A 25,471-nucleotide genomic window follows, 5' to 3' on the forward strand; every position below is an offset into this window, starting at 1 on the left:
CGTACGGGCCGTACGCGCCGCAGGCGCCTCTCGTACGCACGGAAGTCCTCAGAAGGGCGTGGCCCTCAGGAGGGCGTCCCCGACGCCGCGAGCAGCAGGCGCGCCGTGTCGTCCGCGCGGAGCTGGAGCGCGCCGCCGACGATGCTCAGCACCTCGCGCTCCGCCGGGCTGTAGACCCCGTCCGCCAGGGCGATCCTGGCGCCCTGGAGCAGGATCGACTCCCGGCCCGCCGGGGCGAGGTGCGGCGCGAGCGGTTCCAGCGCCTCGTGGAGTTCGATGGCGAGCGCGGCGCCGAAGGGGCCCGCGTCGATGATGAAGCGACCGGTGTCGGCGGCCAGCGCCTCGACCAGGTCCGTCAGCCGGTCCTCCGTGCAGTCCTCGAACCCCGCCGCGCGCACCGTGAGGACGGCGGTCTCCCGGACCGTACGTGACGAGGTGCCGCCGGCCGCGAGGACCGCGAGCGCGACCGTGTGGACGGCGTCGCGCAGCATCGCGGAGAAGCGGAGGGTGGTGGGGTGGTCCAGCGCGTCCGTGCCGAAGTGGGCGTGGCAGGCGGCGCACTCGACGACGGGGCCCGCGCAGCCGCGCGAGAGCAGCGGGATGCCGAGCACGGTGAAGCGGCGCCGGCCGGTGCGACGGCGGTAGTTGCGGTCGCCTCCGCAGTCCGGGCAGAAGAACTCCCCGTCGCCGACCGTGGTCCACGACGTACGAAGGCCGCAGAGGCGCGGTTTTCGGCCGCGTGGTCCTTGAGCTGGCAGCACGTCGCGCACCTCCGTCACGCCCCGGCAACGCTTCGTTGCGCTGCACTCGGCCGCGTCTCCATGCCCTGTTCGGGGAATCAGGGTGCGGAGCCGCTGCGTTGACGTGATGTTAGCCACATCTTCGAGGTGCCGTCAGCACCGTGGCGTGAGATCGCCACGACATGGCCGAACCCCGCCCCTTGTGTACCGGGGCGGGGTCCGAAAACGCTCAGGTCAGGGCGGGGCGCCGACCGGCGCCCCGGCGGATCAGCGGGTCGCGCGGTTGACGGCGGAAATGACCGCCTTGAGTGACGCGCGGGTGGTGTTGGCGTCGATGCCGATGCCCCACAGCACCTTTCCGTCGATGGCGCACTCGATGTACGAGGCGGCCTGCGCGCTCGCGCCCTCGCTCATGGTGTGCTCCTGGTAGTCCAGCAGCCGGGCGTCCACCCCGACCGCCGCCAGGGCCTCGAAGAAGGCGGAGATCGGACCGTTGCCGGTGCCGGTCAGCACCGTCTCCGTACCGTCCACGACGGCCTGGACGGTCAGGGTGTCCTTGCCGTCCGTGTCGGTCGTGGACTGCCCCGAGCGGAGCTGGACCCGGCCCCAGGCGTTGTCCGCGTTGGGCAGGTACTCGTCACGGAAGACCGACCAGATCTGGTCGGGGGTGATCTCGCCGCCCTCGGCGTCGGTCTTGGCCTGAATGATGCGGGAGAACTCGATCTGCATCCGGCGCGGCAGGTCCAGCTTGTGGTCGTTCTTCAGGACGTACGCGATACCGCCCTTGCCGGACTGCGAGTTGACGCGGATGACCGCCTCGTAGGAGCGGCCCACGTCCTTCGGGTCGATCGGCAGGTACGGCACCGCCCACTCGACGTCCTCGACCGCCAGGCCCCGCGCGGCGGCGTCGGCCTCGCGGGCGTCGAAGCCCTTCTTGATGGCGTCCTGGTGGGAGCCGGAGAAGGAGGTGTAGACCAGGTCACCCACGTAGGGGTGGCGCGGGTGGATCTCCATCTGGTTGCAGTACTCGCTGGTACGGCGGACCTCGTCGATCCGCGAGAAGTCGATCTGCGGGTCGACGCCCTGCGAGAAGAGGTTCATGCCCAGCGTCACCAGGTCGACGTTGCCGGTGCGCTCGCCCTGGCCGAACAGGCACCCCTCGATCCGGTCGGCGCCGGCCATCAGCGCCAGCTCGGCGGCGGCGACGGCGGTACCGCGGTCGTTGTGCGGATGCACGGACAGGCAGACGTGCTCGCGGCGGGAGAGGTTGCGGGACATCCACTCGAAGCGGTCCGCGTGCGTGGAGGGCGTCGAACGCTCCACGGTGGCGGGCAGGTTGAGGATGATCTCGCGGCCCGCCTCGGGCTGCCAGACGTCCATGACGGCCTCGCAGACCTCCAGGGCGAAGTCCAGCTCGGTGTCGGTGAAGATCTCGGGGCTGTACTGGTAGCCGAAGGTGGTCTCGGGGCCGAGGATCTTCTCCGCGTACTCCACCACCAGCCGGGTGCCGTCCACGGCGATCTGCTTGACCTGCTCCTTCGTGCCGCGGAAGACGACCCGGCGGAAGGTGGGGGCGGTGGCGTTGTAGAGGTGGACGGTGGCGCGGTTCGCGCCGCGCAGCGCCTCCACGGTGCGCTCGATCAGCTCTTCGCGCGCCTGGGTCAGGACGGAGATCGTCACGTCCTCGGGGATCGCGCCCTCTTCGATGATCGACCGTACGAAGGCGAAGTCGGTCTCACCGGAGGCCGGGAAGCCGACCTCGATCTCCTTGTAGCCCATGCGGACCAGCAGGTCGAACATCTCGCGCTTGCGCGCCGGCGACATGGGGTCGATCAGCGCCTGGTTGCCGTCGCGCAGGTCGGTGGAGAGCCAGCGGGGCGCGGTGGTGATCCGCTTGTCCGGCCAGGTGCGGTCGGGGATGTCCACGGCCTCGTAGCGGCCGTACTTGTGGACCGGCATCCCGGACGGACGCTGGGTGTGGGTCGCGGTGGTGAGGGGCGTGGGGCGACCGACGGAAGGTACAGACATTGCGTAGGGCTCCTCGTGTGTCCACTGGGACGGCCGACGGGGCGTGATCACCGCAACGCCAGACTCCGCGGGGAGGGGGTCGGCCTACGACTACAGGCCCTCGCCGCGGCAGCTAAGGAGAAGCAGCCCGAAACGCATGATGCGTAGCACCCTAACCGAGACGTGGTGCGCGTGCCGCTCCGTATCAGCATACGGAACACGTCACGGCCGTACCGGCCTGGATCACTCCATTTCAGCAAAGACTGTCGCAATGGGTGACAGACCGGCGACGGGCTGCCACATTGCAGTCATGAACGCCATCGCACCGGTCTTCTGCACCATCGTGCCGCCGCACGTACTCGACAAGCTCGCGCAGGCCGACGACCCCGTGGTCTCCGGGCCCGCCCGCCGCACCCTGGAGGCGGACTCCGCCCAGCGCACCCGCCGCCGGCTGACCATCGCCGCGGGCCCGCTCAGGACCGCCGCCGCGACGGAGGACGCCGCGACGGGCACCCCTCACCGCACCATCTACGACTGCCGCAACGGTACGGCGCTGCCCGGCACGAAGGTCCGCGAGGAGGGCTCGGAACCGGGCCGGGACGCCACCGTCAACCGCGCGTACGCCGGTCTCGGCTCGACGTTCGAGCTGCTGCTCTCGGCGTACGGCCGCGACTCGCTGGACGGCGCGGGGCTGCCGCTGAACGCCAGCGTGCACTACGACCGGGAGTACGGGAACGCCTTCTGGGACGGCGAACAGATGGTCTTCGGGGACGGCGACGGCGAGATCTTCCTCGACTTCACGCTCCCGGTCGACGTGATCGGCCACGAGCTGACGCACGGCCTCACCCAGTACACGGCCAACCTCGCCTACTACGGCCAGTCGGGCGCGCTCAACGAGTCCGTGTCGGACGTCTTCGGCACGCTGGTCAAGCAGTTCACCCTGGACCAGACCGCCGACCAGGCGGACTGGCTCATCGGTGAGGGTCTGCTCGCGCCGCGCGTCCAAGGCGTCGCGCTGCGCTCCATGAAGGCCCCGGGCACGGCGTACGACGACGACGTCCTCGGCAAGGACCCGCAGCCGGCGAAGATGGACCACTACGTACGGACGAGCCGCGACAACGGCGGGGTGCACATCAACTCCGGCATCCCGAACCACGCGTTCTACCTGCTGGCCACCCAGCTCGGCGGCAAGGCGTGGGAGCGGGCGGGCCAGATCTGGTTCGACGTGCTGACCGGCGGCGACCTGGACATCGAGGCGGACTTCGCGGACTTCGCCAAGCTGACGGTCGCGGCGGCGCGGGCGCGCTACGGGGAGGCGGCGGAGCACGAGGCGGCGGTCAAGGCGTGGTCCCAGGTCGGGGTCCCCACGGCCTGACCCACGGCCTGACCGCTTCGTCACCTTCGTCACCGGTACGGGCGGCGGCTACCGCCGCCGCCCGTCACGTACTAGACAGGACCCATGCGTATCCAAGTACGGCGTACGGGCGGCTTCGCCGGCATCGAGCGAACGGCCGAGATCGACACGGCAGCCCTCCCCGACGCGACCCACTGGCAGGCCCTCGCCCACCGCGCCCTCACGGGCGGCGGCCCCGCCCCGCGCACCGGGGTCCCGGACGGCTTCGCCTACACGATCACGGTAGACGGCCGTACGGTCCACTGCGCGGACCCCCATCTGACGGACGCGCAGCGGGAACTGATCTCCAGGGTCCTGAAGGAAGGCGCCTGAGCGGAGGCCCGGCCCTTACCGGGACCGCTCAGAACCCGAGCTTGCGGAGCTGCTTCGGGAGCCTCTCCCCAACGCGCCACTCGCGCGGATCGGCCCAGGGGCCTCACCGGCTTCGCACCGCTGCGCCGGCCTCCGGCCGTCGTCCTCGGACCGCTCAGAACCCGAGCTTGCGGAGCTGCTTCGGGTCCCGCTGCCAGTCCTTGGCGACCTTGACGTGCAGGTCGAGGAAGACCGGCGTGCCGAGCAGCGCCTCGATGTGCTTGCGGGACTTCGTCCCGACCTCCTTGAGCCGCTTGCCCTTGGGGCCGATGATGATCCCCTTCTGGCTCGGGCGCTCGATGTACACGTTCGCGTGGATGTCGAGCAGCGGCTTGTCCGCCGGGCGGTCCTCGCGCGGCAGCATCTCCTCGACGACCACCGCGATCGAGTGCGGCAGCTCGTCCCGTACGCCCTCCAGCGCGGCCTCACGGATCAGCTCGGCCACCATGACCTGCTCGGGCTCGTCGGTGAGGTCGCCCTCCGGGTAGAGCGGCGGGCTCTCCGGGAGCAGCGGGACGAGCAGGTCCGCCAGCAGGCCGACCTGCTGGTCGCCGACCGCCGAGACCGGGACGATCTCCGCCCACTCCAGGCCGAGTTCCCTGCCGATCTGGTCGATCGCGATGAGCTGCTCGGCGAGCGTCTTGGAGTCGACGAGGTCGGTCTTGGTGACGACGGCGACCTTCGGCGTCTTCTTGATCCCGGCCAGTTCCTTGACGATGAACCGGTCGCCGGGGCCCAGCTTCTCGTTGGCGGGGAGGCAGAAGCCGATCACGTCGACCTCGGCCCAGGTCGTCCGTACGACATCGTTCAGCCGCTCGCCGAGCAGGGTGCGCGGCTTGTGGAGGCCCGGGGTGTCCACCAGGATGAGCTGCGCCTCGGGGCGGTGCACGATGCCGCGCACGGTGTGCCGGGTGGTCTGCGGCCGGTTCGAGGTGATGGCCACCTTCTGGCCGACCAGAGCGTTCGTGAGGGTGGACTTGCCCGCGTTGGGGCGACCGACGAAGCAGGCGAAGCCGGCCCGGTGGGGGGCTTCGGCCGACTCGGGAGAAGTCTCGGGAGAGGAGGTACGAGCGCTCATGGCGCCCATTCTCCCCGATCCTTCACCGTCCGCCGACCAGTCGGCCCCCTGAACACCCCGCCCGCCTCGCCGCGCACACCCGTCAACCGGCGGTGACGGTCACCCGCAGCGCACCGTCCACGCCCGCCACCAGCACCGGGGTCGCGGGGCCCCCGAGATCCCGTACGGCCGCGCGGTCCTCGTCGGAAGCGGTCGCGGCTTCGGTGACGACGGCCGCCGCCTCCAGCGAGGTGGCCCCACTGGCCACGGCCATCGCGACGGCGGTACGCAGCGCGCTCAGCTTGAGGGAGTCCAGCTCCACGCTCCCGGCGACATACGTACGCCCGGTCTCATCCCGCACGGCCGCCCCCTCGGGCACCCCGTTCCTGGCGCGGGCCGAACGGGCCAGCGTGATGATCTTGCGGTCCTCGGGGCCGAGGTCGGTGGCGTCGGCGCTGTCGGTGGCTCGTGTCATGACCCCGAGCATAGGCAACCCGTTCGGGGAGCTGCGTGCACAGGTGCCGACGCCCCAACCCTGTGACCGGCTCTGCCAGGTCGGCAGGGCCGGTCACACCGTTACGGCCGGTCCAGGCGGAGGCGGTCCGCTTTCGGGAGGCCGGCCACCACCAGGTCGTACGAGTCCTCGATCAGCTCGCGCACCATCCGGGCCGGCAGTTCCGCCACCGTCACCGTGTTCCAGTGGCGCTTGTTGAGGTGCCAGCCCGGGACGATCGCCCGGTGGGTCTCCCGGAGGCGCAGGGCCTCTTCCGGGTCGCACTTGAGGGAGATCTTCAGCGGGGTCTCCTCCGGCGCGCAGAAGGCGAAGATCTTTCCGCTGACCTTGAAGACCACCAGGCCGGGGCTGCCCGGGAACGGGGTGTCCTCGAACGTGCCGTTGAGGTCCAGGCAGAACGAGCGGACCGCCCCGGCCGTCAGCGCGCGGGGGGTCATGAGGCCTTGGCCTCCTCCTTGACCGGTTCCGCGAGGACCGTGACGATCTTGTTGCGGCGGCCGGCCGGGGATTCGGCGGTCAGGCGCAGGGTGCGGCCGTCGGGGAGTTCGACGCACGCGGTCGCGCCCGCGATGGGGACGCGGCCCAGGGCCTTCGCGAGGAGGCCGCCGACGGTTTCCACGTCCTCGTCGTCGTACTCGTCGAGGCCGAACAGCTCGCCGAGGTCCCCGATGTCGAGCCGGGCCGTGACCCGGAAGGCGCCGTCGCCCAGTTCCTCGACCGGGGGCAGTTCGCGGTCGTACTCGTCGGTGATCTCGCCGACGATCTCCTCCAGGATGTCCTCGATCGTGACGATCCCGGCCGTGCCGCCGTACTCGTCGATCACGACCGCGACATGGCTGCGCTCCTGCTGCATCTCGCGCAGCAGATCACCGGCGTTCTTCGTGTCGGGCACGAACGCGGCGGGGCGCATCGCCGTGGAGACCAGGTCGGCCTCGGAGTCACGGTTGATGTGGGTCTTCCTGACCAGGTCCTTGAGGTAGACGATGCCGACGATGTCGTCCTCGTTCTCCCCGGTCACCGGGATCCGGGAGAAGCCCGAGCGCAGCGCCAGGGTGAGCGCCTGACGGATCGTCTTGTACCGCTCGATGCAGACCAGGTCCGTGCGCGGGACCATCACCTCCCGTACGAGGGTGTCGCCCAGCTCGAAGACCGAGTGCACCATCCGGCGCTCGTCGTCCTCGATGAGCGATTCCGCCTCCGCCAGGTCGACCATGGCGCGCAGCTCGGCCTCGCTGGCGAACGGGCCCTTGCGGAACCCCTTGCCGGGAGTGAGCGCGTTGCCCAGGAGGATCAGGAGCTGCGGGATCGGGCCCATGATCCTGGCCAGCGGCAGCAGGACGTACGCGGAGGCCGTGGCCGTGTTCAGCGGGTGCTGGCGGCCGATCGTGCGCGGCGAGACGCCCACCGCGACGTACGAGACGAGGACCATCACGCCGATGGCGACGACCAGCGCCGCCCACGTCTCCTGGAACCCCTCCAGGCAGACGTACGTGACCAGCACCCCGGCGGCCATCTCACAGGCGACCCGCACCAGCAGGGCCACGTTGAGATAGCGCGTGGGGTCGGCGGCGACCTGCGCCAGCTTGGCCGCGCCGCGCCGCCCCGACCGTACGGCCTCGTCCGCCCGGAAGCTGGAGACGCGGGCGATGCCCGCCTCGGCGGAGGCCGCGAGCCAGGCGACGACCACCAGGGCGACGGCGCCGACGATCAGTTGCGCGGTCACGAGACCGTGGGCGCGGGCGACGGGCCGGTGAGCCCCCGCTCGGCGCGCCAGCCGTCGACGATCGCCGCCTGGAGACCGAACATCTCGGCCTTCTCCTCCGGCACCTCGTGGTCGTACCCGAGCAGATGCAGCACCCCGTGGACCGTCAGGAGCTGCAACTCCTCGTCCATGGAGTGCTGCGTCGGTGCTTCCTCGCCCTGCCGCTTGGCGACCTCCGGGCAGAGCACGATGTCACCGAGGAGCCCCTGGGGGGGCTCCTCCTCGTCCTTGACCGGCGGACGCAGCTCGTCCATCGGGAAGGACATGACATCCGTCGGCCCCGGCAGGTCCATCCACTGGATGTGGAGCTGTTCCATCGCGGCCTCGTCCACCACGATCACCGACAGTTCGGAGAGGGGGTGGATACGCATCCGGGCGAGCGCGTAGCGGGCGGTGTCGAGAATCGCCTGCTCGTCGACCTCGGTGCCTGACTCGTTGTTGACGTCGATCGACATGGTGCGCTCTGGTCTACTTCCCGTTGTCGCTGTCGTACTGCTCGTACGCGTCGACGATACGGCCGACGAGCTTGTGCCTCACGACATCCTGGGACGTGAGCCGGGAGAAGTGCACGTCGTCCAGGCCTTCCAGGATGTCCTGGACCTGGCGCAGACCGCTCTTCGTGCCACCCGGGAGGTCGACCTGGGTGATGTCACCCGTGATGACGATCTTCGACTCGAAGCCGAGGCGCGTCAGGAACATCTTCATCTGCTCGGGGCTGGTGTTCTGTGCCTCGTCCAGGATGATGAACGCGTCGTTCAAGCTTCTGCCGCGCATGTATGCCAGGGGCGCGACCTCGATCGTGCCCGCCGCCATCAGCCGCGGGATCGAGTCGGGGTCGAGCATGTCGTGCAGCGCGTCGTAGAGCGGGCGCAGATACGGGTCGATCTTCTCGTAGAGCGTGCCGGGCAGGAAGCCGAGCCGCTCCCCCGCCTCGACGGCGGGCCGGGTCAGGATGATCCGGTTGACCTGCTTGGCCTGGAGCGCCTGGACGGCCTTGGCCATGGCCAGATACGTCTTGCCCGTACCGGCGGGGCCGATGCCGAAGACGATCGTGTGCTGGTCGATCGCGTCGACGTACCGCTTCTGGTTGAGGGTCTTGGGCCGGATCGTACGGCCACGGCTGGAGAGAATGTTCTGGGTGAGCACCTCGGCGGGCGTCTCGGGACCGTCCGCGCCGCCGTTCTCGCTCGCCCTGAGCATGGCGATCGAACGTTCCACTGCGTCCTCCGTCATCGGCTGACCGGTGCGGAGCACCAGCATCATCTCGTCGAACAGGCGCTGGATCAGCGCGACGTCCGCCGCGCTGCCGCTCGCACTGATCTCGTTTCCCCGGACATGGATGTCGGCGGCCGGGAACGCCTTCTCGATCACTCGCAGCAGGGAGTCTCCGGAGCCAAGGACCGTCACCATGGGGTGCTTGGCGGGGACGGTCCACCGGGCGCGCGCCTGCTCCGGCTCGGAGCTCCGGTCCGACGCGGGGGTCTGGACTGTAGGTGTCTGAGTCATGGGCCGGCCGTGTGGCCTGCACATACCTCCCGTTGCAGGGTTCTCGCCGCTCGACAACCTCTGGAGTACCAGCCTACGACCCCGCACTGACAAGGCCCTAGGGCTTTTCCCCGCGCCTTCCCCGCGCCTTCCTCGCGCCTTACCGCCGCGCCCTCAGCCCGAGCGGCCGAAACCGATCGTCGGTACGGCCCTGCGCAGCGGCCACGGCCGGCTCGGCGCGGGCAGCAGCTCCGCCAGGAACGCGTAGCGCCGCAGCGCGGCCGGGTTCTGGTCCGGGGAGCCCTGGACGTAGCTCCACCAGGCCGCGACCTCCGACCAGCCGGGCGCGGAGAGCGACCCGCCGAACTCCTGGACGGAGAGCGCGGCGGTCAGCCCGGCGAAGGCCAGCCGGTCGGCGAGCGGCCAGCCGGCCAGGGTGCCGGTGACGAATCCGGCGACGAAGACGTCGCCCGCGCCCGTCGGGTCGAGCGCGGCCACCGCGATCGCCGGGACCTCGGCGGTCTCGCCGCTCGCCCCGTCCACGGCGTACGCGCCCTCCGAGCCGAGCGTGACGACGGCCACCGGGACCCGCTCGGCGAGGACCCGCGCGGCGGCCCTGGGGCAGTCCGTACGGGTGTAGCGCATGGCCTCCTCGGCGTTGGGCAGGAACGCCTCGCAGTGCTCCAGATCGGCCAGTCCCGCCAGGTCCCAGCGGCCGGTGTCGTCCCAGCCGACGTCGGCGAAGATCCGCGTCCCGTGGCGTGCGGAGTGGGCGATCCACTCGTCGCGCCGGCCCGGCGTCAGCGCGGCGACGGCGGCCCGCGCGCGGGGCGGGCACTCGGGCAGCGCGCCCTCCGGGGGCGGGGCCTCGTGGCCGTGCGAGACCATCGTCCGCTCGCCCTCGTACGCCATGGAGACGGTCACCGGGGAGTGCCAGCCGGGGACGGTGCGCGAGCGGGAGAGGTCGATGCCCTCGCCCTGCTCCAGCGCGTCCCAGCAGTACTCGCCGTAGTGGTCGTCGCCGAAGGCGGCGGAGAGCGAGGTGCGCAGCCCGAGCCGGGCCAGCGCCGAGGCCATGTTGGCGATGCCGCCGGGGCTGGACCCCATGCCCCTGGCCCAGGACTCGGTGCCCCGTACGGGGGCGCTGTCCAGGCCGGTGAAGATGATGTCGAGGAAGACCGTGCCCGTGAGGTAGACGTCGCACTCCGGGTCGTCCGGGGCGCGCAGGGCGCCCAGCGGATCGACGTGGGCGGAGTGTTCCAGCGCGGTGTGCCCCGGGGCCGCGGGCCCCGGGCGGTCCAGGTGGTCCAGGTGGTCCAGCGGGTCTCCGTTGGGTGTGATCACGGCGGGCTCCCGATCGCGTGCGGATCCGGACAGTCTGCCCGATCGGCGGGGCCGCACCGGACACGCCGGGCGCCCGCCCCCGTCAGCGCTTGGGGAGCGGTACCCGTACGAGGTCGGCGGCGACCGTCAGTTCGCCTTCGAAGCCCGCGGCACGCGCCTGCCGTTCGAACGCGTCAGGATCGCTGTAGCGCTGCGAGAAGTGCGTCAGCACGAGATGCCGTACGCCGGACTCCGCCGCCACGCGGCCCGCCTGCCCCGCGGTGAGATGGCCGTGGTCGGTGGCCAGCCGCTCGTCCTCGTCCAGGAACGTCGACTCGATGACCAGCAGGTCGCACCCCTCGGCGAGCGCGAACACGCCGTCGCAGAGCCGGGTGTCCATGACGAAGGCGAACCGCTGGCCGCGGCGGACCTCGCTGACCTCCTCCAGCGTGACGCCGTTGAGCGCGCCCTCCCGCTGGAGCCGGCCCACGTCGGGGCCCGCGATGCCGTGCGCGGCGAGCCGCACGGGGTCCATCCTGCGCCCGTCGGGCTCGGTGAGGCGGTAGCCGTACGCCTCGACGGGGTGGGAGAGCTTGCGCGTGTCCAGAGTGTACGAGGGGGTGCGTGCGAGGACGCCGTCGCCGGTGATCGGCGCCTCGGTCAGCTCGACGGACTCGCGGTAGGCCGTCGCGTACCGCAGCCGCTCGAAGAAGCGCCGGCCGCTCGCCGGGTAGTGCGCGGTGATCTCGTGCGGCACCTGGTCGAGATTGATGCGCTGGATGACCCCGGCGAGGCCGAGCGAGTGGTCGCCGTGGAAGTGCGTGACACAGATCCGGTTGATGTCGTGCGCGGCGACCCCGGCGCGCAGCATCTGGCGCTGGGTGCCCTCGCCCGGGTCGAGGAGCAGCCCCTCGCCGTCCCAGCGCAGCAGATAGCCGTTGTGGTTGCGGTGGCGGGTGGGCACCTGGCTGGCGGTGCCCAGCACGACCAGTTCTCGTACGGACAAGGCGCTTACCCGGGGGGCCAGTTGAGGCCGCGTCCGCCCAGTACGTGGGCGTGCGCGTGAAAGACGGTCTGGCCGGCGCCCGAACCCGTGTTGAACACGACGCGGTAGCCGGTGGCGTCCACCTTGTCGTCGGCGGCGACGGCCGCCGCCTCGCGCAACACGTCTGCGGCGACGCCCGGTTCCGCCGTGGCGAGGGCGACGGCGTCCGGGTAGTGGGCCCGGGGAATGACCAGGACGTGCGTCGGCGCCTGTGGGTTGATGTCCCGGAAGGCGACGGTGGTCGCGCTCTCGCGCACGATGGTCGCCGGCACCTCCCCCGATACGATCTTGCAGAACAGGCAGTCGGCCTGCGGTTCTCCGGCCATGGTCCCGGCCTCCTCGGCAGAGCTGGTGTCAGTCGGTGATCGGTCGGTGATCAGTTCCGTACGGGCGCATCGTATCCGGCGCGGTCCACGGGACCGGGGTCGCAGCGCGCGTACGGGACGGGCGTACGGTCAGGACCAGCGGCCCGTGCGGCCCAGCAGCAGTGCCGTGGCCGCCGTACCCGCGGTGGAGGTGCGCAGCACGCTGGCGCCCAGCCGGTACGGGCGCGCGCCCGCCGCCGCGAACACCGCCAACTCCTCGGGCGACACACCCCCTTCGGGGCCCACGACCAGCACGATCGAACCCGTTTCCGGCAGTTCCGCGGTGGCCAGCGCGGCGCTGTCGGCGTCCCGGTCCTCGTGCAGGACGGCCGCGAACTCCGCCGTGGCGAGCAGCCCCGCGACCTGCTTCGTGGTCATGGCGTCCGCGACCTCGGGGAACCGCACCCGGCGCGACTGCTTGCCCGCCTCGCGGGCGGTGGCCCGCCACTTGGCGAGCGCCTTCGCGCCACGCTCGCCCCGCCACTGCGTGACGCAGCGCGCGGCGGCCCACGGGACGACGGCGTCGACGCCGGTCTCCGTCATGGTCTCGACGGCCAGTTCGCCCCGGTCGCCTTTGGGGAGGGCCTGGACGACGGTGATGTGCGGGGTCTCCGGCGGTTCCTCCATGACCGGGCCGAGTCCGACCACCAGCCGGTCCTTGCCTTCGGTCGCCAGCACCACGCAGTCGGCCCATCGGCCGGTGCCGTCGGTCAGGACGACGTCCTCGCCGGGCCGCATGCGCTTCACCGAGACGGCGTGCCTGCCCTCCGGCCCGTCCAGCACGAACTTCTCGCTGTGCCCGGGGCCGAAGCCGTCCACGACGAAGACGGGAGCGGTCACGAAGCGCTGCCGAGGCCGGGCATGAACGAGGCGCGGGTGGCGTCGAGTTCGCCCGCGAGGACCTCGACCAGTTTGCCCGCGGGCAGGTCGCGCGCCATCCGGTGGCCCTGGCCGGCCCAGAGCGCCATGCCCTGCGCGTCCCCCACCTTGGCGGCGGCCTTGCGCAGCCCGGAGGTGAGGTGGTGGACCTCGGGGTAGGCGGGCGGGGCGTACGGGCCGTGCTCGCGCATGAAGCGGTTGACGAGCCCGCGGGCGGGGCGTCCGGAGAACGCGCGGGTCAGCTCGGTGCGTACGAACAGCGGGTTGGTCATGGCCTGTTTGTGCAGGGCGTTGGCCCCGGACTCCGGGCAGACGAGGAACGCGGTGCCGAGCTGCGCCGCGTCGGCGCCCGCCGCGAGTGCGGCGGCGATCTGGCCGCCGCGCATCAGGCCGCCGGCCGCGATGATCGGCAGCTCGACGGCCTCCCTGACCTGCGCGATCAGCGAGAGCAGCCCGATGCCCGCACCGTCGGTGGCGGGGTCGTCGCGGTGCGTTCCCTGATGACCGCCGGCCTCGATGCCCTGCACGCAGACGGCGTCGGCGCCGGACCACTGGGCGGTCTGGGCCTCCTCGGCCGTGGTCACGGTGACGACGGTGTACGTACCGACGCCCTCGAAGGCGTCGAAGGTCGTCCTGGTCGGGCAGCCGAAGGTGAAGGAGACGACCGGCACCGGGTCGTCGAGCAGGATCGCGAGCTTCGCCTCGTACGCGTCGTCCCGCCCGGACTCGGGGTCGCCGAGCGGTGTCTCGTACCAGGTGGCCTCACCGGCGAGCTGGTTGCGGTAGACCTCGACGGCCGCGTGGTCGGCGTAGTGCGGCTGCGGCATGAAGAGGTTGACGCCGAAGGGGCGGCCGGTGAGGCCCCGGAGCTGCTTGACCTCTTCGTACATGCCGTCGACCGTCTTGTACCCGGCGGCCAGGAACCCGAGACCCCCGGCCTCGGAAACGGCCGCCGCGAGCTGCGGACAGGAAGCGCCGCCCGCCATGGGGGCCTGCACGATCGGATACCGGCAGAGATCGGTCAGTGCGGAGGACATGCACGCATGGTGCCATGTCAGCCACGGCACCTCCGAATCGGTACCGCCCCCGGCGGGACGGCAGGTCCGGGGGCCTGCCCGCGCACCCTGGCCTCCCGGCCCACCGCACCGTCCGTCGGGGCAGTCCTCAGGCGCCCGCGCCTGCCCCGTCCGCCGCCCGCGGGTCGCGGGCGGCGGACGTCAGGCCCGCCTACCGTCCGTTGAACGCGTCCTTCAACCGCGAGAACAGCCCCTGCTGCCCTGGCTGAAACTGGCCTGTGGGCCGTTCCTCGCCGCGGAGCTGGGCCAGTTCCCGCAGCAGGCGTTCCTGCTCCGGATCCATCTTCGTCGGGGTCATCACCTCGACGTGGACGATCAGATCGCCCCGGCCCCCGCCCCGCAGGTGCGTGATGCCGCGTCCGTGCAGCGGGATCGACTGGCCGGACTGGGTGCCGGGCCGTACGTCGATCTCCTCCACGCCGTCCAGCGTCTCCAGCGGGCACTTCGTGCCCAGCGCCGCCGCCGTCATCGGGATCGTGACCGTGCAGTGCAGATCGTCGCCGCGCCGCTGGAACGTCGAGTGCGGGACCTCGTGGATCTCCACGTACAGGTCACCGGCGGGGCCGCCGCCCGGGCCGACCTCGCCCTCGCCCGCGAGCTGGATACGGGTGCCGTTGTCGACGCCCGCGGGGATCTTGACCGTGAGCGTACGGCGCGAACGGATCCGGCCGTCGCCCGCGCACTCGGGGCACGGCTTCGGTACGACCGTACCGAAGCCCTGGCACTGCGGGCAGGGCCGCGAGGTCATGACCTGGCCCAGGAAGGACCGGGTGACCTGCGAGACCTCGCCGCGACCGCGGCACATGTCACAGGTCTGGGCGGAGGTGCCGGGCGCGGCTCCCTCGCCCGAACAGGTCGTACAGACGACCGCCGTGTCGACCTGGATGTCCTTGGTCGTACCGAAGGCCGCCTCGTTGAGGTCGATCTCCAGCCGGATCATCGCGTCCTGGCCGCGCCGCGTCCGCGACCGCGGGCCGCGCTGCGACGCCGTGCCGAAGAACGCGTCCATGATGTCCGAGAAGTTGCCGAAGCCGCCGGCCCCGAACCCTCCCGCGCCGCCGCCTCCACTGGAGGACAGCGGGTCACCGCCGAGGTCGTAGACCTGCTTCTTCTGCGGGTCCGACAACACCTCGTACGCGGCGTTGATCTCCTTGAAGCGCTCCTGCGTCTTGGGATCGGGATTGACATCCGGGTGCAGCTCGCGTGCGAGCCTGCGGAATGCCTTCTTGATCTCGTCCTGAGATGCGTCGCGGCGCACGCCGAGTACGGCGTAGTAGTCCGTGGCCACTTACGACTCCGCCAGGATCTGTCCGACGTAACGTGCCACTGCGCGTACCGCTCCCATCGTTCCGGGGTAGTCCATGCGGGTCGGTCCGACCACGCCGAGTTTGGCGACTGCCTCGTCGCCCGAACCGTAGCCGACCGCGACGACGGACGTGGAGTTGAGGCCCTCGTGGGCGTTCTCGTGCCCGATACGTACGGTCATGCCGGGGTCCGCGGCCTCGCCGAGGAGCTTGAGGAGCACCACATGCTCCTCCAGCGCCTCCAGCACCGGCCGGATGGTCAGAGGAAAGTCGTGTCCGAAGCGGGTGATGTTGGCGGTTCCGCCGATCATCAGCCGCTCCTCGGTCTCCTCGACCAGGGTTTCCAGCAGGGTCGCCAGGACCGTCGACACGGTCCCGCGGTCCTCCTGCTCGAAGGAGTCGGGCAGGTCCTGCACGAGCTGCGGGACGTCCGCGAAGCGGCGTCCGACGATCCGGCTGTTGAGCCGGGCCCGCAGGTCCGCGAGGGAGGTCTCGCCGAACGGCGCGGGGCAGTCGACCAGGCGCTGCTCCACCCGTCCGGTGTCCGTGATCAGGACGAGCATCAGGCGGGCGGGCGCCAGCGCCAGCAGTTCCACGTGCCGCACCGTCGAACGGGTCAGCGAGGGGTACTGGACGACGGCCACCTGCCGGGTGAGCTGCGCGAGCAGCCGTACCGTACGGCCCACGACGTCGTCGAGGTCGACGGCGCCGTCCAGCAGGTTCTGGATGGCGCGGCGCTCCGGCAGGGACAGGGGCTTGACCCCGGCCAGCCGGTCGACGAAGAGCCGGTAGCCCTTGTCGGTCGGGATGCGCCCGGCGCTGGTGTGCGGCTGGGCGATGAAGCCCTCGTCCTCCAGCACCGCCATGTCGTTGCGTACGGTCGCCGGGGAGACGCCGAGTTTGTGCCGCTCCGTGAGCGCCTTGGAGCCGACGGGCTCCTCCGTGCCGACATAGTCCTGGACGATCGCGCGCAACACCTCAAGTCTGCGTTCGCTGAGCATGGCGCACACCTCCCGATGTCGTCCGTCGTCCTTCGCCCCGCCGTGGCACTCACCGGCGCCCGTTGGCACTCGTTCCGCGGGAGTGCCAGTGGCTCCCGGTTCAGTGTACGGCCGTAAGGCGTACACGGAGCAAGGGCGGCCGACCACGCTACCCGGCGGATCGTGGTGCCGGATGTCAGTGGTCTCCCGTAGCGTCCCGGTATGGACCTCCGTTGGGAAGAGCACGGGTGGGAGCGGCTGGGGCCCGGAGTGGGCCGCAGACGCCTGCCGGGATGGGACGCGACCGTCGGTCTGGTGGTCGGGGAGCGGGGCGCGCTGCTCTACGACACGGGGTCGACGCTGCGGGAGGGCGCCGAACTCCGGGCCGGGACGCGGGCGCTGCTCGGCGGCCGGCGCGTGACACATGTCGCACTCAGCCATCCGCATTTCGATCATGTGCTGGGGGCGGCGGCGTTCTCGGGCGTGGCGGTGTACGGGGCGGTCGGCCTGGCCGAGCTGCTGGCCGGGGACGGGGCGGGGGCCGCGGGAAGTCTCTACGAGGAGGCCGTACGGGAGGGGGTCGCGGAGGCGGAGGCCGCCGAGGCGGTGGATCTGCTGGTCCGGCCCGGGCACGCGGTGTGCGGGGAGCTGACGGTGGACCTGGGCGGCGGGCGGCGGGTGCTGCTGGCGAACGTCGGACCGGGGCACACCGCGCACGACCTGGCGCTGCTGGTGCCGGGGTCGGGCGAGGGCGCGGGGACCGCTCCCGGCACCCCGGCGGTGCTCTTCTGCGGGGACCTGGTGGAGGAGTCGGGTGAGCCGCAGGCGGGCCCCGACGCGGTCCCGGCGCGCTGGCCCGCCGCCCTGGACCGGCTGCTGGCGCTGGGCGGCGGGGACGGGACGGTGTACGTGCCGGGACACGGGGCGGCGGTGGACGCGGCGTTCGTACGGGCGCAACGCGACGCGCTGGCCGCGCGGTTCGGCGGGTCGGGGGCGCCCTCGTAGCCCCGCGGTCGCGCCCCGCCTATCGTCGTCCGCATGCGCAGCTACAGCCCCGATCTGACGCCCCCGTGGAAGAAGCCCACGCCCGCGCCGGAGGTCCCCGCCGAAACCGACCTGGTGGTCGAGGAGGTGACGACGGGCTTCTGCGGCGCTGTGATCCGCTGCGAGAAGACCGCCGAGGGGCCGACGGTCACCCTGGAGGACCGCTTCGGCAAGCACCGCGTCTTCCCCATGGTGGCGCGGGGCTTCCTGCTGGAGGGCCGGCCGGTGACGCTGGTCCGGCCGCGGCCGGGTGGTCCGGGCGGAGGCGCCGCGGGGCCGTCCGCCCCGGCCCGTACGGCCTCGGGTTCGGTGGCCGTGCCGGGCGCCCGCGCGCGGGTGGCGAGGGCGGGCCGGATCTATGTGGAGGGGCGGCACGACGCGGAGCTGGTGGAGCGGGTCTGGGGCGACGACCTGCGCATCGAGGGCGTGGTCGTGGAGTACCTGGGCGGCGTCGACGATCTCCCGGCGGTGGTGGCCGAGTTCGGCCCCGCGCCGGACGCCCGGCTCGGCGTGCTGGTCGACCATCTCGTGCCCGGCTCGAAGGAGTCCCGTATCGCCGCGGCGGCGGCCGGCGCGGACGTCCTGGTGGTGGGCCACCCGTACATCGACGTCTGGGAGGCCGTGAAGCCGTCCTCGGTGTCCATCGCGGCCTGGCCGAAGGTACCGAGGGGCGAGGACTGGAAGACGGGCGTGTGCGAGGCGCTGGGGTGGCCGCCGAACACGGGGGCGGCGTGGCAGCACATCCTGTCCCGGGTGCACTCCTACCGGGATCTGGAGCCGGCGCTGCTGGGACGGGTGGAGGAGCTGATCGACTTCGTCACGGCCGGCGGTGAGTCCTGACCCCGGGGAGCGTTTCGAACTCGGACGTGTCCAGCTCCACGTCGAGCATGGGCAGCGGTACGGGTTCGCCGAACTTCGAGGTCCGCACGGTCCGGTAGTCGGCGTCCTCGCCGCTGCCGGTCGGCTGGGTGAGCAGGACACACTGTGCTGACGTGGGGTCGACGATCAGATACGCGGGCACCCTCCCCGCCGCGTACATCGACCGCTTGACCCCGTAGTCCCGGTCCCCGCTGGTCTTGGAGACCACTTCCAGCACCAGCTCGACGGCGGGGGCCGGGATGAGCCGTCCGGGGCCTTCCTCGGCTCCCCGCTCCAGGACCACGAGGTCGGGCTGCGGCTCACTCGACTCACCGGGGATGGCGAGGTCCTGGGTCTGGAGGCGGCGCCAGAGTTTGCGCGGGATCTGGTCCTGCACGGACTCCACGATCGAATTGTGGACCCGGTCGGGCCCGGCCATCATCACGATTTCGCCCCTGAGGAGTTCCGCCTTGAGCCCCTCAGGAACCTCAAGGTCCTCAAAGGTCTTGGCCATGCCGGTGATCGGTCGCTCATCCACAGCGGTCATCTCCGTGAGCCTCCACATTCCGCCGTTTCTGTCAGCGGCAGACTAGGGAAACAGCCTAAGCAGCCGCACCCGGATCCGCTGGGATTCACCCCGGCGGGTGATCAGTCCACCAGGTCCCTGACGACGGCGTCCGCCAGGAGGCGGCCCTTCAGCGTCAGCACCGCGCGGCCCGCCTCGTAGGGCTCCGGTACGAGCAGGCCGTCGGTCAGGGCGCGGGCGGCGGCGGTCCGGCCGGCCGGACGGAGGAGGGACAGCTCACAGCCGTCGGCCAGGCGCAGTTCCAGCAGGATGCGCTCGACCCTGCGGTCCTCCTCGGTGAGGAGTTCGCGGCCCGCGCCCGGGGAGCGGCCCTCCGCGAGGGCCTGGGCGTACGCGCCGGGGTGCTTCACGTTCCACCAGCGCACGCCGCCGACGTGGCTGTGGGCGCCGGGGCCCGCGCCCCACCAGTCGGCGCCGCGCCAGTACAGCTCGTTGTGGAGGCAGCGCGCCTTCTCCGTGGTGGCCCAGTTGGACACCTCGTACCAGGAGAAGCCGGCCTCCGCGAGCATCCGGTCCGCGATGAGGTAGCGGTCCGCGTGCTCGTCGTCGTCCGTCATGGGGACCTCGCCTCGCCGGATACGGCGGGCGAGCCCGGTGCCCTCCTCGACGATCAGCGCGTACGCCGAGATGTGGTCCGGGCCCGCGCCGACCGCCGCCGCGAGCGTGTCGCGCCAGTCGGCGTCGCTCTCCCCCGGGGTGCCGTAGATCAGGTCGAGGTTCACGTGGTCGAACCCGGCCGCGCGGGCCTCCGCCACGCACGCCTCCGGGCGGCCCGGGGTGTGCGTACGGTCGAGGACCTTCAGGACGTGCTGCTTGGCGCTCTGCATGCCGAAGGAGATCCGGTTGAAGCCGCCCTCCCGCAGCGCGGCGAGATACGCCGGGTCCACGGACTCGGGGTTCGCCTCCGTGGTGATCTCCGCGTCGTGCGCGAGCCCGAACTCGTCACGGATCGTGCCCAGCATCCGTACGAGGTCCCCGGCGGCGAGCAGGGTCGGTGTGCCGCCGCCGACGAAGACCGTGCGGACCTGGCGAGGGTCGTCGCCGAGGACCTTCCTGGCCAGCCTGACCTCGTCGGCGAGGGTGTCGGCGTAGTTGTCCCGGGAGGCCAGCGCGCCACCGGAGCCGCGCAGCTCGGTCGCCGTGTACGTGTTGAAGTCGCAGTAGCCGCAGCGGGTCGCGCAGTACGGAACGTGCAGGTAGAAGCCGAGCGGTCGGTCCGCCGCGCCTGACAGGGCGTGCCGGGGCAGCGCTCCGGTCTCGGGCATGGGGTCACCGTCGGGCAGTGCGGAAGGCATGCCCCCAGTGTCCCGTACGCGAGGGGACGGACGGGACGGCTCGGGTACGGGGCGGGGGCGGCGCGGGTACGGCCCCCCTACCGCCGCCCCGCGCCCGTGTCCGAGGCCGTGCCTGTTTCCGTGTCCGCGACCGTGTCCACGCCCGCTTCCGTGTCCGCGCCCGTGATCACTCCGCCTGGAACACCAGCAGTGCCAGGTCGTCCCCCGGCGGCGCCTCCGCGAATTCGTGCACCGCGCGCCGTATCCGCTCCGCCACCCCTTGCGCCGACAGCCCCACGCACCCCGCCAGGGCCCGCGCGAGCCCGTCGCCGTCGTCGAGCATGCGGCGGCCCGAGCGGCGCTCCGTGACGCCGTCGGTCACGCAGAGCAGCGTGTCCCCGGGCTCCAGGTCGAAGGTGCTGCTCTCGTACGCGACCTTCTCGACCACCCCGAGGAGCACCTGCGGCTCCGCGGCGGTCCGTACGGTGCCGTCCGGCCGCAGGACCAGCGGCAGGGGGTGGCCGGCGCTGGCGAGGGTGCACCGTACGCCTCTGCCCTCCGGCAGGGGCGTCAGCTCGCCGTACAGCAGCGACAGGAAACGGGCCTGGCGGCCCTCGGACGGCCCCGGAGGGCCCGCCAGGGCTCCGGGTGCGCCGTCGGGGCCGCCGGCCGCCACGACGGCCGTCAGGGGCGCCGGTTCGGCCGCCTCCGTCGCGTCGTCGAGCAGCAGCCGGTTGAGGCGGTCGAGGACCGGACCGACCCCGTACCCCTCGCGGGCGAGCAGCCGCAGCCAGGGGCGGGCGAGGCCGGTGACGACGGCGGCCTCGGGGCCGCTGCCCTGGACGTCACCGAGCATGAAGCACCAGCGGTCCCCCGGCGGGCACGGGAAGACGTCGTAGAAGTCGCCCCCCGCGAGCCCCTCGTCGCTCGGTTCGTACACGAGGGAGCTGGCGACGCCCGGTATGCGCGCGACCTGGGTGGGCAGCAGTCCGCGCTGGAGGACGCGGCTGATGGTGACCTGGCGGGTGTAGCGGCGGGCCGCGCCGATGGCGAGTGCGACGCGCCGGGCGAAGTCCTCGACGAGGGAGGTCACCTCGTCGGGGGCGGCGCTCCGCCCGGGGCGGCCGAGCAGGAGCGTGCCCAGGGCGCGGCCGTTCGCGACGAGCCGGCAGGCGAGCGCCGCGTCCACGTCCAGCGCGCCCTCCCCGTCGCTCACCGCGCCCGCGCCGTCGCTCACCACGCCCTCGAAGGCCGGCCAGGGCACCGGTACAGGCGTGCCGTGCGGCGGGCCGGGGAGCCTCGGCGGCTCCTTCTCCAGCGCGGCGCGCAGCGGCTCGATTCGGGACTCGTCGGCGTGCCAGACACGGGCGAGCCGGGGCGCCGCGCCCGCCTGCGCGCCGTCGCCGTCCAGCCAGACCGCGCACCAGTCGGCGAGGCGTGGCACCAGCAGTTGGCCGGCGAGCGCCGCGACCAGGTCCTCGTCGAGCTGTCCCGCGAGCAGTTCGGACGCCTCGGCGAGGAAGGAGAGGGCCCCTCCGCCGGCCCACTCCGGATCGTCGCGGACCGTACGCCGGGGGACGGGGGCCAGGATCTCGGCGGCGCGCAGCCCGCGGCGCAGCGCGGGTTCGGCCGATCCCCCGTCGGGTCCCCCCTCCCGGCCTTCGAGAGGGAGCCGGGCCCAGACGGTCTTGAGGCCGGAGCGGTAGGTGATGCCCCAGCGTTCGGCGAGCGCGGAGACGAGTTGCAGCCCGCGGCCGTACTCGGGCGTGCCGGACGGCGGCGACCCGTCCGGGTCGCTCCGCACGGCCCGCGCGGGGTGGTGGTCGGAGACTTCGAGGACGAGCGCGGCCGGTTCGTCGCGTGCCCGCGCCCCCGCGATGTCCCCGGAGGGATCCTCGGAGGGGGCTTCGAGCCGGCAGAGGAGTTCGACGGTGGTGCCCGCGTGCACGACCGCGTTGGTGACGAGTTCGTCGACGATCAGCACGGCGTCGTCCGCGAGCAGATCGGTGCTGTGCGTGCCCGGGGAGCAGCATGTCTCCCCTTGGCAGAAGGTGCAGGTGGCGAGCAGCCCGAGGCTGGTCCAGTCCGCGAGCGCCGCGCGTGCGAAGCGGCGTGCGGCGGACGGTGCGAGCGGGTTGCCGGGCAGGCTGGTACGGGAGATGGACCGCGCGTCCCTCCGTAACGGCACCGGGGGTGCCGGACGGTGGCGGGTGTCGCGCGGCATCGGAATGGGCCCCACTGCGGCTCCTGATCCGGTTCTGGCGTTGTGCCGCTTACGATCCCGACAGAGTGACAGACGGAGCGCGTTCCTACGCGCCGAGTCATGGAAGTCACCGGAGATTGCCCCGGGGTCTTGACAGCGGAATCCGCGCGGGGGACGGATCGGCGGCCGGAGGGGTGGCGCGGCGGTGGCGCGGAGTGCGGGCCAAAGCACCGGAACCGCGTGCGAAACCGCCCCGGACAGAGCATTCTTGCCTCGCCGGCCGAAAGACACGGGCCGGACAAGGAGCAACAAGGATGATCGGCACATGAACGGCACAGCGGTCAGCACGGAGCGCGCGGGCATCCTGCTCGTCGACGACATGGAGGACAACCTCACCGCGCTCGAAGCGGTGCTGGCCTCGCTGGACGAGCGGCTCGTACGGGCGCGTTCCGGCGAGGAGGCGGTGGAGGCGCTGCTGCGCCAGCCGTTCGCGCTGATCCTGCTGGACGTCCGGATGCCCGGTATGGACGGCTTCGAGACCGCGTACCGGATCAAGCGGCTCGACCGGGCCAAGGACATCCCGATCATCTTCCTGAACGGGCCGGGATCCGACAGCGGTTACGCCTACCGTGGGTACGCCACGGGCGCGGCGGACTTTCTCACCAAGCCCTTCGATCCGTGGATGCTGCGGGCCAAGGTCAGCGTCTTCCTCGATCTGCACCGCAAGAACCGCCAGTTGGAGCGGGCGCTGGCGCGCGAGCAGGAGCAGCTTGAGGAGGTCGCCGGCCGGCTGGCGAAGATCGAGGACGCGCTGCGGAGCGACGCGCCGGAGCATCTGGCCGACCTGAGGCGCCACTTGGAGCGGATCGAGGACGCGCTGGGCGAACTGCGGCGCGGGCGGGACCGGTAGACCGGCGGGGCAGCGAGTCTGCCCTCGCGACCCCGCCCGCCCTGTGTGCGCGTACACCCCCACGTACGGGTGTGAGGTACGCGTACGTCACACCCGCGTGTCCGTCCCTACGCCCTTCTGTACGCCGGGCTCGCGACGTCAGGCCTCGCGGGAGCCCTCGTACATCTCCTCGATCAGATTCTTGTACTCCCGCTCCACGACGGGCCTCTTGAGCTTGAGGCTGGGGGTCAGCTCACCGTGCTCGATGTCCAGATCGCGCGGGAGCAGGCGGAACCTCTTGATGGTCTGCCAGCGCTGGAGGCCCTCGTTGAGCCGCTTCACATACCCGTCGACGAGCTGTTCGACCGCCGCCGAGGCGACCACGTCGGCGTAGGGCCGGCCGGCCATGCCGTTCTCGGCCGCCCAGCCGAGGATCGCCTGCTCGTCGAGCGCGATCAGCGCCGTGCAGAAGTTGCGGTCGGCGCCGTGCACCAGGATGTTGGAGACGAACGGGCAGACCGCCTTGAACCGTCCTTCGACCTCGGCCGGGGCGATGTACTTGCCGCCCGATGTCTTGATCAGGTCCTTCTTGCGGTCGGTGATCCGCAGATAGCCGTCGGCGGACAGCTCACCGATGTCCCCGGTGTGGAACCAGCCGTCGGACTCCAGCACCTCCGCGGTCTTCTCCGGCAGCCCGTGGTATCCGGCCATCACGCCCGGGCTGCGCAGCAGGATCTCGCCGTCGTCCGCGATCCGCACCTCCGTGCCGGGCAGCGGCTTGCCGACCGTGCCCGTACGGTAGGCCTCGCCCGGGTTGACGAAGCTGGCCGCGCTGGTCTCGGTCAGCCCGTACCCCTCCAGGATGTGGATGCCCGCGCCGGAGAAGAAGTAGCCGATCTCGGGCGCGAGGGCGGCGGAACCGGAGATGGCGGCGCGCAGCCGGCCGCCGAAGGCCTCGCGGAGCTTGCTGTAGACGAGCGCGTCGGCCACCTTGTGGCGGGCACCGAGGGCGAACGGCACGTTCCTCGTGCCCGTACGGCGGAAGTTGTCCTGGGCCGCGACGGCGTGCTCGCGGGCGACCCCGGCCGCCCACTGGAAGATCTTGTACTTGGCGGGGCCGCCGGCCCGTGCCTTCGCGGCGACGCCGTTGTAGACCTTCTCGAAGATCCGCGGTACGGCCGCCATGTAGGTCGGCTGGACCACGGGCAGATTGTCGATGATCTTGTCGACGCGGCCGTCCACGGCGGTGACGTGGCCGACCTCGATCTGCCCGGACGTCAGCACCTTGCCGAAGACGTGGGCGAGCGGCAGCCACAGGTACTGCACGTCGTCCGCGTGGATCAGGCCGGTGGCGGCGATCGCCTTGGCCATGTACGACCAACTGTCGTGCCGCAGCCGTACGCCCTTGGGGCGGCCCGTGGTGCCCGAGGTGTAGATGAGGGTGGCGAGCTGTTCCGCCGTGATCGCCTCGGTCCGCTCCTCGACCGCCTTGGGGTGCTCGGCCAGGTACGCGGCGCCGCGTACCTCCAGATCGGCGAGCGAGAGCACCCATCCCTCCGGGTCGCCCTCGGCGGGCTCCGCGTCGGCCTCTTCGATCACCACGACGTGGGCGAGGTGCGGCAGCTCCGCACGGCGCTCGCGCACCTTGGCGAGCTGGGCGGCGTCCTCCGCGATCAGCACCCGGCTCTCCGAGTCGGAGAGGATGTACGCGGACTCCTCGGTGTTGGTCGAGGGGTAGACCGTGGTGGTCGCGGCGCCCGCGCACATCACCCCGAGGTCGGCGAGGATCCACTCGACCCGGGTGGCGGAGGCGAGCGCGACCCGCTCCTCGGGCCGCACGCCGAGTGCGATCAGCCCGGAGGCCACGGCGTACACCCGCTTCGACGCCTCGGCCCAGCTCAGCGAGCGCCACTCGTCGGGGCCCTGGCCGGCGGCCGGTACGGGGTAACGGTAGGCCTCCGCGTCCGGCGTCGCCGCCACACGCTCAACGAAGAGCGTCGCCACGGAGGGCGGCCGGTTCTCGATCAAGTTCTGAGTGTCGCTCACGGCATCCTCCGGGCCCGCGGCAGCGCTGCCGACGTGCTGACTGAGTTGTGACTGACGAGTAACTAATGCTGCGACTGGCGAGTAACTAAACCGGTGAGTAACTACGAATCTGCGCTCAGGGTAGAGGCCGACCGCCCGGCGCGTAAGAGGCCGTGGACAGCCGATTCGTAACGAAGCGGCTGCCGGCTCGGGAGGTACGGGGGGCACGGGGCCACGGGGAACTCCCGGACGGCGCTACGGGCCCTCACACCGTGGTGTGAGGGCCCGTA

24 protein-coding genes are annotated in these 25,471 nt (G+C 71.8%); 5 read left to right on the top strand and 19 right to left on the bottom strand.

Features of this window, described 5'->3' with window-relative positions; all coding sequences use genetic code 11:
• Nucleotides 1–65 precede the first annotated feature (65 nt).
• Together ACFXPL_RS34480 and leuA are read right to left on the bottom strand one after the other, a co-directional pair.
• Nucleotides 66–761, bottom strand: a complete 696-nt coding sequence (locus ACFXPL_RS34480) for a TerB family tellurite resistance protein (protein WP_384927101.1) — start codon at nucleotides 759–761, stop codon at nucleotides 66–68.
• A 246-nt stretch (nucleotides 762–1,007) separates the two neighbouring features.
• Nucleotides 1,008–2,768, bottom strand: a complete 1,761-nt coding sequence (leuA, locus tag ACFXPL_RS34485) for a 2-isopropylmalate synthase (RefSeq protein WP_384927102.1) — start codon at nucleotides 2,766–2,768, stop codon at nucleotides 1,008–1,010.
• Nucleotides 2,769–3,057: 289 nt separating this feature from the next.
• Here leuA and ACFXPL_RS34490 point away from each other — a divergent pair, with 289 nt between their 5' ends.
• Both ACFXPL_RS34490 and ACFXPL_RS34495 read left to right on the top strand, forming a co-directional pair.
• Nucleotides 3,058–4,122, top strand: coding sequence for a M4 family metallopeptidase (locus ACFXPL_RS34490; RefSeq protein ID WP_384927103.1), 1,065 nt, complete (start codon nucleotides 3,058–3,060; stop codon nucleotides 4,120–4,122).
• 84 nt (nucleotides 4,123–4,206) lie between these two features.
• Nucleotides 4,207–4,473 carry a protealysin inhibitor emfourin gene (locus ACFXPL_RS34495; protein ID WP_384927104.1) on the top strand — a complete coding sequence of 89 codons (267 nt, stop codon included), beginning with the start codon at nucleotides 4,207–4,209 and terminating at the stop codon, nucleotides 4,471–4,473.
• Nucleotides 4,474–4,627: 154 nt separating this feature from the next.
• Here the strand turns inward: ACFXPL_RS34495 and era are convergent, their stop codons facing one another.
• From era to hrcA, 13 genes are all read right to left on the bottom strand, one after another.
• The gene (gene era, locus ACFXPL_RS34500) at nucleotides 4,628–5,599 is read right to left on the bottom strand and encodes a GTPase Era (RefSeq protein WP_384927105.1); all 972 of its coding nucleotides are present in this window, start codon (nucleotides 5,597–5,599) and stop codon (nucleotides 4,628–4,630) included.
• A 73-nt stretch (nucleotides 5,600–5,672) separates the two neighbouring features.
• The gene (locus ACFXPL_RS34505) at nucleotides 5,673–6,044 is read right to left on the bottom strand and encodes a cytidine deaminase (protein WP_384927106.1); all 372 of its coding nucleotides are present in this window, start codon (nucleotides 6,042–6,044) and stop codon (nucleotides 5,673–5,675) included.
• Nucleotides 6,045–6,145: 101 nt separating this feature from the next.
• On the bottom strand, nucleotides 6,146–6,505 hold the full coding sequence (locus ACFXPL_RS34510) for an MmcQ/YjbR family DNA-binding protein (RefSeq protein WP_384927122.1): 360 nt from the start codon (nucleotides 6,503–6,505) through the stop codon (nucleotides 6,146–6,148).
• 11 nt (nucleotides 6,506–6,516) lie between these two features.
• Nucleotides 6,517–7,806 (bottom strand): hemolysin family protein, encoded by a 1,290-nt coding sequence (locus tag ACFXPL_RS34515; RefSeq protein ID WP_384927107.1) that lies wholly within the window; start codon nucleotides 7,804–7,806, stop codon nucleotides 6,517–6,519.
• Nucleotides 7,803–8,300 carry an rRNA maturation RNase YbeY gene (gene ybeY, locus ACFXPL_RS34520; RefSeq protein ID WP_384927108.1) on the bottom strand — a complete coding sequence of 166 codons (498 nt, stop codon included), beginning with the start codon at nucleotides 8,298–8,300 and terminating at the stop codon, nucleotides 7,803–7,805. Before ybeY ends, ACFXPL_RS34515 begins: the two co-directional genes overlap by 4 nt.
• A gap of 13 nt (nucleotides 8,301–8,313) precedes the next feature.
• Nucleotides 8,314–9,351: a PhoH family protein gene (locus ACFXPL_RS34525; protein WP_384927109.1), complete on the bottom strand. Its 1,038-nt coding sequence runs from the start codon at nucleotides 9,349–9,351 to the stop codon at nucleotides 8,314–8,316.
• Nucleotides 9,352–9,504: 153 nt separating this feature from the next.
• On the bottom strand, nucleotides 9,505–10,632 hold the full coding sequence (locus ACFXPL_RS34530) for a carbohydrate kinase family protein (RefSeq protein ID WP_384927123.1): 1,128 nt from the start codon (nucleotides 10,630–10,632) through the stop codon (nucleotides 9,505–9,507).
• 124 nt (nucleotides 10,633–10,756) lie between these two features.
• Nucleotides 10,757–11,659, bottom strand: a complete 903-nt coding sequence (locus ACFXPL_RS34535; RefSeq protein WP_384927110.1) for a ribonuclease Z — start codon at nucleotides 11,657–11,659, stop codon at nucleotides 10,757–10,759.
• Nucleotides 11,660–11,664: 5 nt separating this feature from the next.
• Entirely contained in the window at nucleotides 11,665–12,024 is a 360-nt protein-coding gene (locus ACFXPL_RS34540) for a histidine triad nucleotide-binding protein (protein WP_384927111.1), read from the bottom strand.
• A 129-nt stretch (nucleotides 12,025–12,153) separates the two neighbouring features.
• Nucleotides 12,154–12,903 (bottom strand): 16S rRNA (uracil(1498)-N(3))-methyltransferase, encoded by a 750-nt coding sequence (locus tag ACFXPL_RS34545; protein WP_384927112.1) that lies wholly within the window; start codon nucleotides 12,901–12,903, stop codon nucleotides 12,154–12,156.
• Complete coding sequence (locus ACFXPL_RS34550) at nucleotides 12,900–13,979, bottom strand: nitronate monooxygenase (protein WP_384927113.1); 1,080 nt, start codon at nucleotides 13,977–13,979, stop codon at nucleotides 12,900–12,902. Before ACFXPL_RS34550 ends, ACFXPL_RS34545 begins: the two co-directional genes overlap by 4 nt.
• Nucleotides 13,980–14,169: 190 nt before the next feature.
• Nucleotides 14,170–15,306 (bottom strand): molecular chaperone DnaJ, encoded by a 1,137-nt coding sequence (gene dnaJ / locus ACFXPL_RS34555; protein ID WP_384927114.1) that lies wholly within the window; start codon nucleotides 15,304–15,306, stop codon nucleotides 14,170–14,172.
• Nucleotides 15,307–16,323, bottom strand: a complete 1,017-nt coding sequence (hrcA, locus tag ACFXPL_RS34560; protein WP_384927115.1) for a heat-inducible transcriptional repressor HrcA — start codon at nucleotides 16,321–16,323, stop codon at nucleotides 15,307–15,309.
• 201 nt (nucleotides 16,324–16,524) lie between these two features.
• On the opposite strand from hrcA, the gene ACFXPL_RS34565 reads away from it, so the two are divergent.
• On the top strand, nucleotides 16,525–17,307 hold the full coding sequence (locus ACFXPL_RS34565) for an MBL fold metallo-hydrolase (protein WP_384927116.1): 783 nt from the start codon (nucleotides 16,525–16,527) through the stop codon (nucleotides 17,305–17,307).
• Nucleotides 17,308–17,340: 33 nt separating this feature from the next.
• Complete coding sequence (locus tag ACFXPL_RS34570; RefSeq protein ID WP_384927117.1) at nucleotides 17,341–18,186, top strand: DUF3097 domain-containing protein; 846 nt, start codon at nucleotides 17,341–17,343, stop codon at nucleotides 18,184–18,186.
• Here the strand turns inward: ACFXPL_RS34570 and ACFXPL_RS34575 are convergent.
• The 3 genes from ACFXPL_RS34575 to ACFXPL_RS34585 form a co-directional block, all read right to left on the bottom strand.
• A complete protein-coding gene (locus ACFXPL_RS34575) occupies nucleotides 18,164–18,751 on the bottom strand; it encodes a Uma2 family endonuclease (protein ID WP_384927118.1) in 588 nt (195 codons plus the stop codon). The genes ACFXPL_RS34570 and ACFXPL_RS34575 overlap by 23 nt on opposite strands.
• A 101-nt stretch (nucleotides 18,752–18,852) precedes the next feature.
• Complete coding sequence (hemW, locus tag ACFXPL_RS34580) at nucleotides 18,853–20,085, bottom strand: radical SAM family heme chaperone HemW (RefSeq protein WP_384927119.1); 1,233 nt, start codon at nucleotides 20,083–20,085, stop codon at nucleotides 18,853–18,855.
• Between the two features lie 166 nt (nucleotides 20,086–20,251).
• Complete coding sequence (locus ACFXPL_RS34585) at nucleotides 20,252–22,288, bottom strand: SpoIIE family protein phosphatase (protein ID WP_384927124.1); 2,037 nt, start codon at nucleotides 22,286–22,288, stop codon at nucleotides 20,252–20,254.
• 304 nt (nucleotides 22,289–22,592) lie between these two features.
• Between ACFXPL_RS34585 and ACFXPL_RS34590 the strand changes: the two genes are divergently transcribed.
• Entirely contained in the window at nucleotides 22,593–23,177 is a 585-nt protein-coding gene (locus ACFXPL_RS34590; RefSeq protein ID WP_384927120.1) for a two-component system response regulator, read from the top strand.
• A gap of 138 nt (nucleotides 23,178–23,315) precedes the next feature.
• On the opposite strand, the gene ACFXPL_RS34595 is transcribed toward ACFXPL_RS34590, so the two are convergent.
• Nucleotides 23,316–25,202, bottom strand: a complete 1,887-nt coding sequence (locus ACFXPL_RS34595) for an AMP-dependent synthetase/ligase (RefSeq protein WP_384927121.1) — start codon at nucleotides 25,200–25,202, stop codon at nucleotides 23,316–23,318.
• Nucleotides 25,203–25,471 lie beyond the last annotated feature (269 nt).

It is taken from the genome of Streptomyces sp. NPDC059092, from assembly GCF_042756365.1.
Taxonomy (GTDB): Bacteria; Actinomycetota; Actinomycetes; order Streptomycetales; family Streptomycetaceae; genus Streptomyces.

What these genes read in the sequence shown, in the direction of transcription:
- leuA (WP_384927102.1), bottom strand. Translation starts at nt 2,768, where the DNA reads ATGTCTGTACCTTCCGTCGGTCGCCCCACGCCCCTCACCACCGCGACC.
- ACFXPL_RS34490 (WP_384927103.1), top strand. Translation starts at nt 3,058, where the DNA reads ATGAACGCCATCGCACCGGTCTTCTGCACCATCGTGCCGCCGCACGTA.
- ACFXPL_RS34495 (WP_384927104.1), top strand. Translation starts at nt 4,207, where the DNA reads ATGCGTATCCAAGTACGGCGTACGGGCGGCTTCGCCGGCATCGAGCGA.
- era (WP_384927105.1), bottom strand. Translation starts at nt 5,599, where the DNA reads ATGGGCGCCATGAGCGCTCGTACCTCCTCTCCCGAGACTTCTCCCGAG.
- ACFXPL_RS34505 (WP_384927106.1), bottom strand. Translation starts at nt 6,044, where the DNA reads ATGACACGAGCCACCGACAGCGCCGACGCCACCGACCTCGGCCCCGAG.
- ybeY (WP_384927108.1), bottom strand. Translation starts at nt 8,300, where the DNA reads ATGTCGATCGACGTCAACAACGAGTCAGGCACCGAGGTCGACGAGCAG.
- ACFXPL_RS34525 (WP_384927109.1), bottom strand. Translation starts at nt 9,351, where the DNA reads ATGACTCAGACACCTACAGTCCAGACCCCCGCGTCGGACCGGAGCTCC.
- ACFXPL_RS34540 (WP_384927111.1), bottom strand. Translation starts at nt 12,024, where the DNA reads ATGGCCGGAGAACCGCAGGCCGACTGCCTGTTCTGCAAGATCGTATCG.
- ACFXPL_RS34550 (WP_384927113.1), bottom strand. Translation starts at nt 13,979, where the DNA reads ATGTCCTCCGCACTGACCGATCTCTGCCGGTATCCGATCGTGCAGGCC.
- hrcA (WP_384927115.1), bottom strand. Translation starts at nt 16,323, where the DNA reads ATGCTCAGCGAACGCAGACTTGAGGTGTTGCGCGCGATCGTCCAGGAC.
- ACFXPL_RS34565 (WP_384927116.1), top strand. Translation starts at nt 16,525, where the DNA reads ATGGACCTCCGTTGGGAAGAGCACGGGTGGGAGCGGCTGGGGCCCGGA.
- ACFXPL_RS34570 (WP_384927117.1), top strand. Translation starts at nt 17,341, where the DNA reads ATGCGCAGCTACAGCCCCGATCTGACGCCCCCGTGGAAGAAGCCCACG.
- ACFXPL_RS34575 (WP_384927118.1), bottom strand. Translation starts at nt 18,751, where the DNA reads ATGACCGCTGTGGATGAGCGACCGATCACCGGCATGGCCAAGACCTTT.
- hemW (WP_384927119.1), bottom strand. Translation starts at nt 20,085, where the DNA reads ATGCCTTCCGCACTGCCCGACGGTGACCCCATGCCCGAGACCGGAGCG.
- ACFXPL_RS34585 (WP_384927124.1), bottom strand. Translation starts at nt 22,288, where the DNA reads ATGCCGCGCGACACCCGCCACCGTCCGGCACCCCCGGTGCCGTTACGG.
- ACFXPL_RS34590 (WP_384927120.1), top strand. Translation starts at nt 22,593, where the DNA reads ATGAACGGCACAGCGGTCAGCACGGAGCGCGCGGGCATCCTGCTCGTC.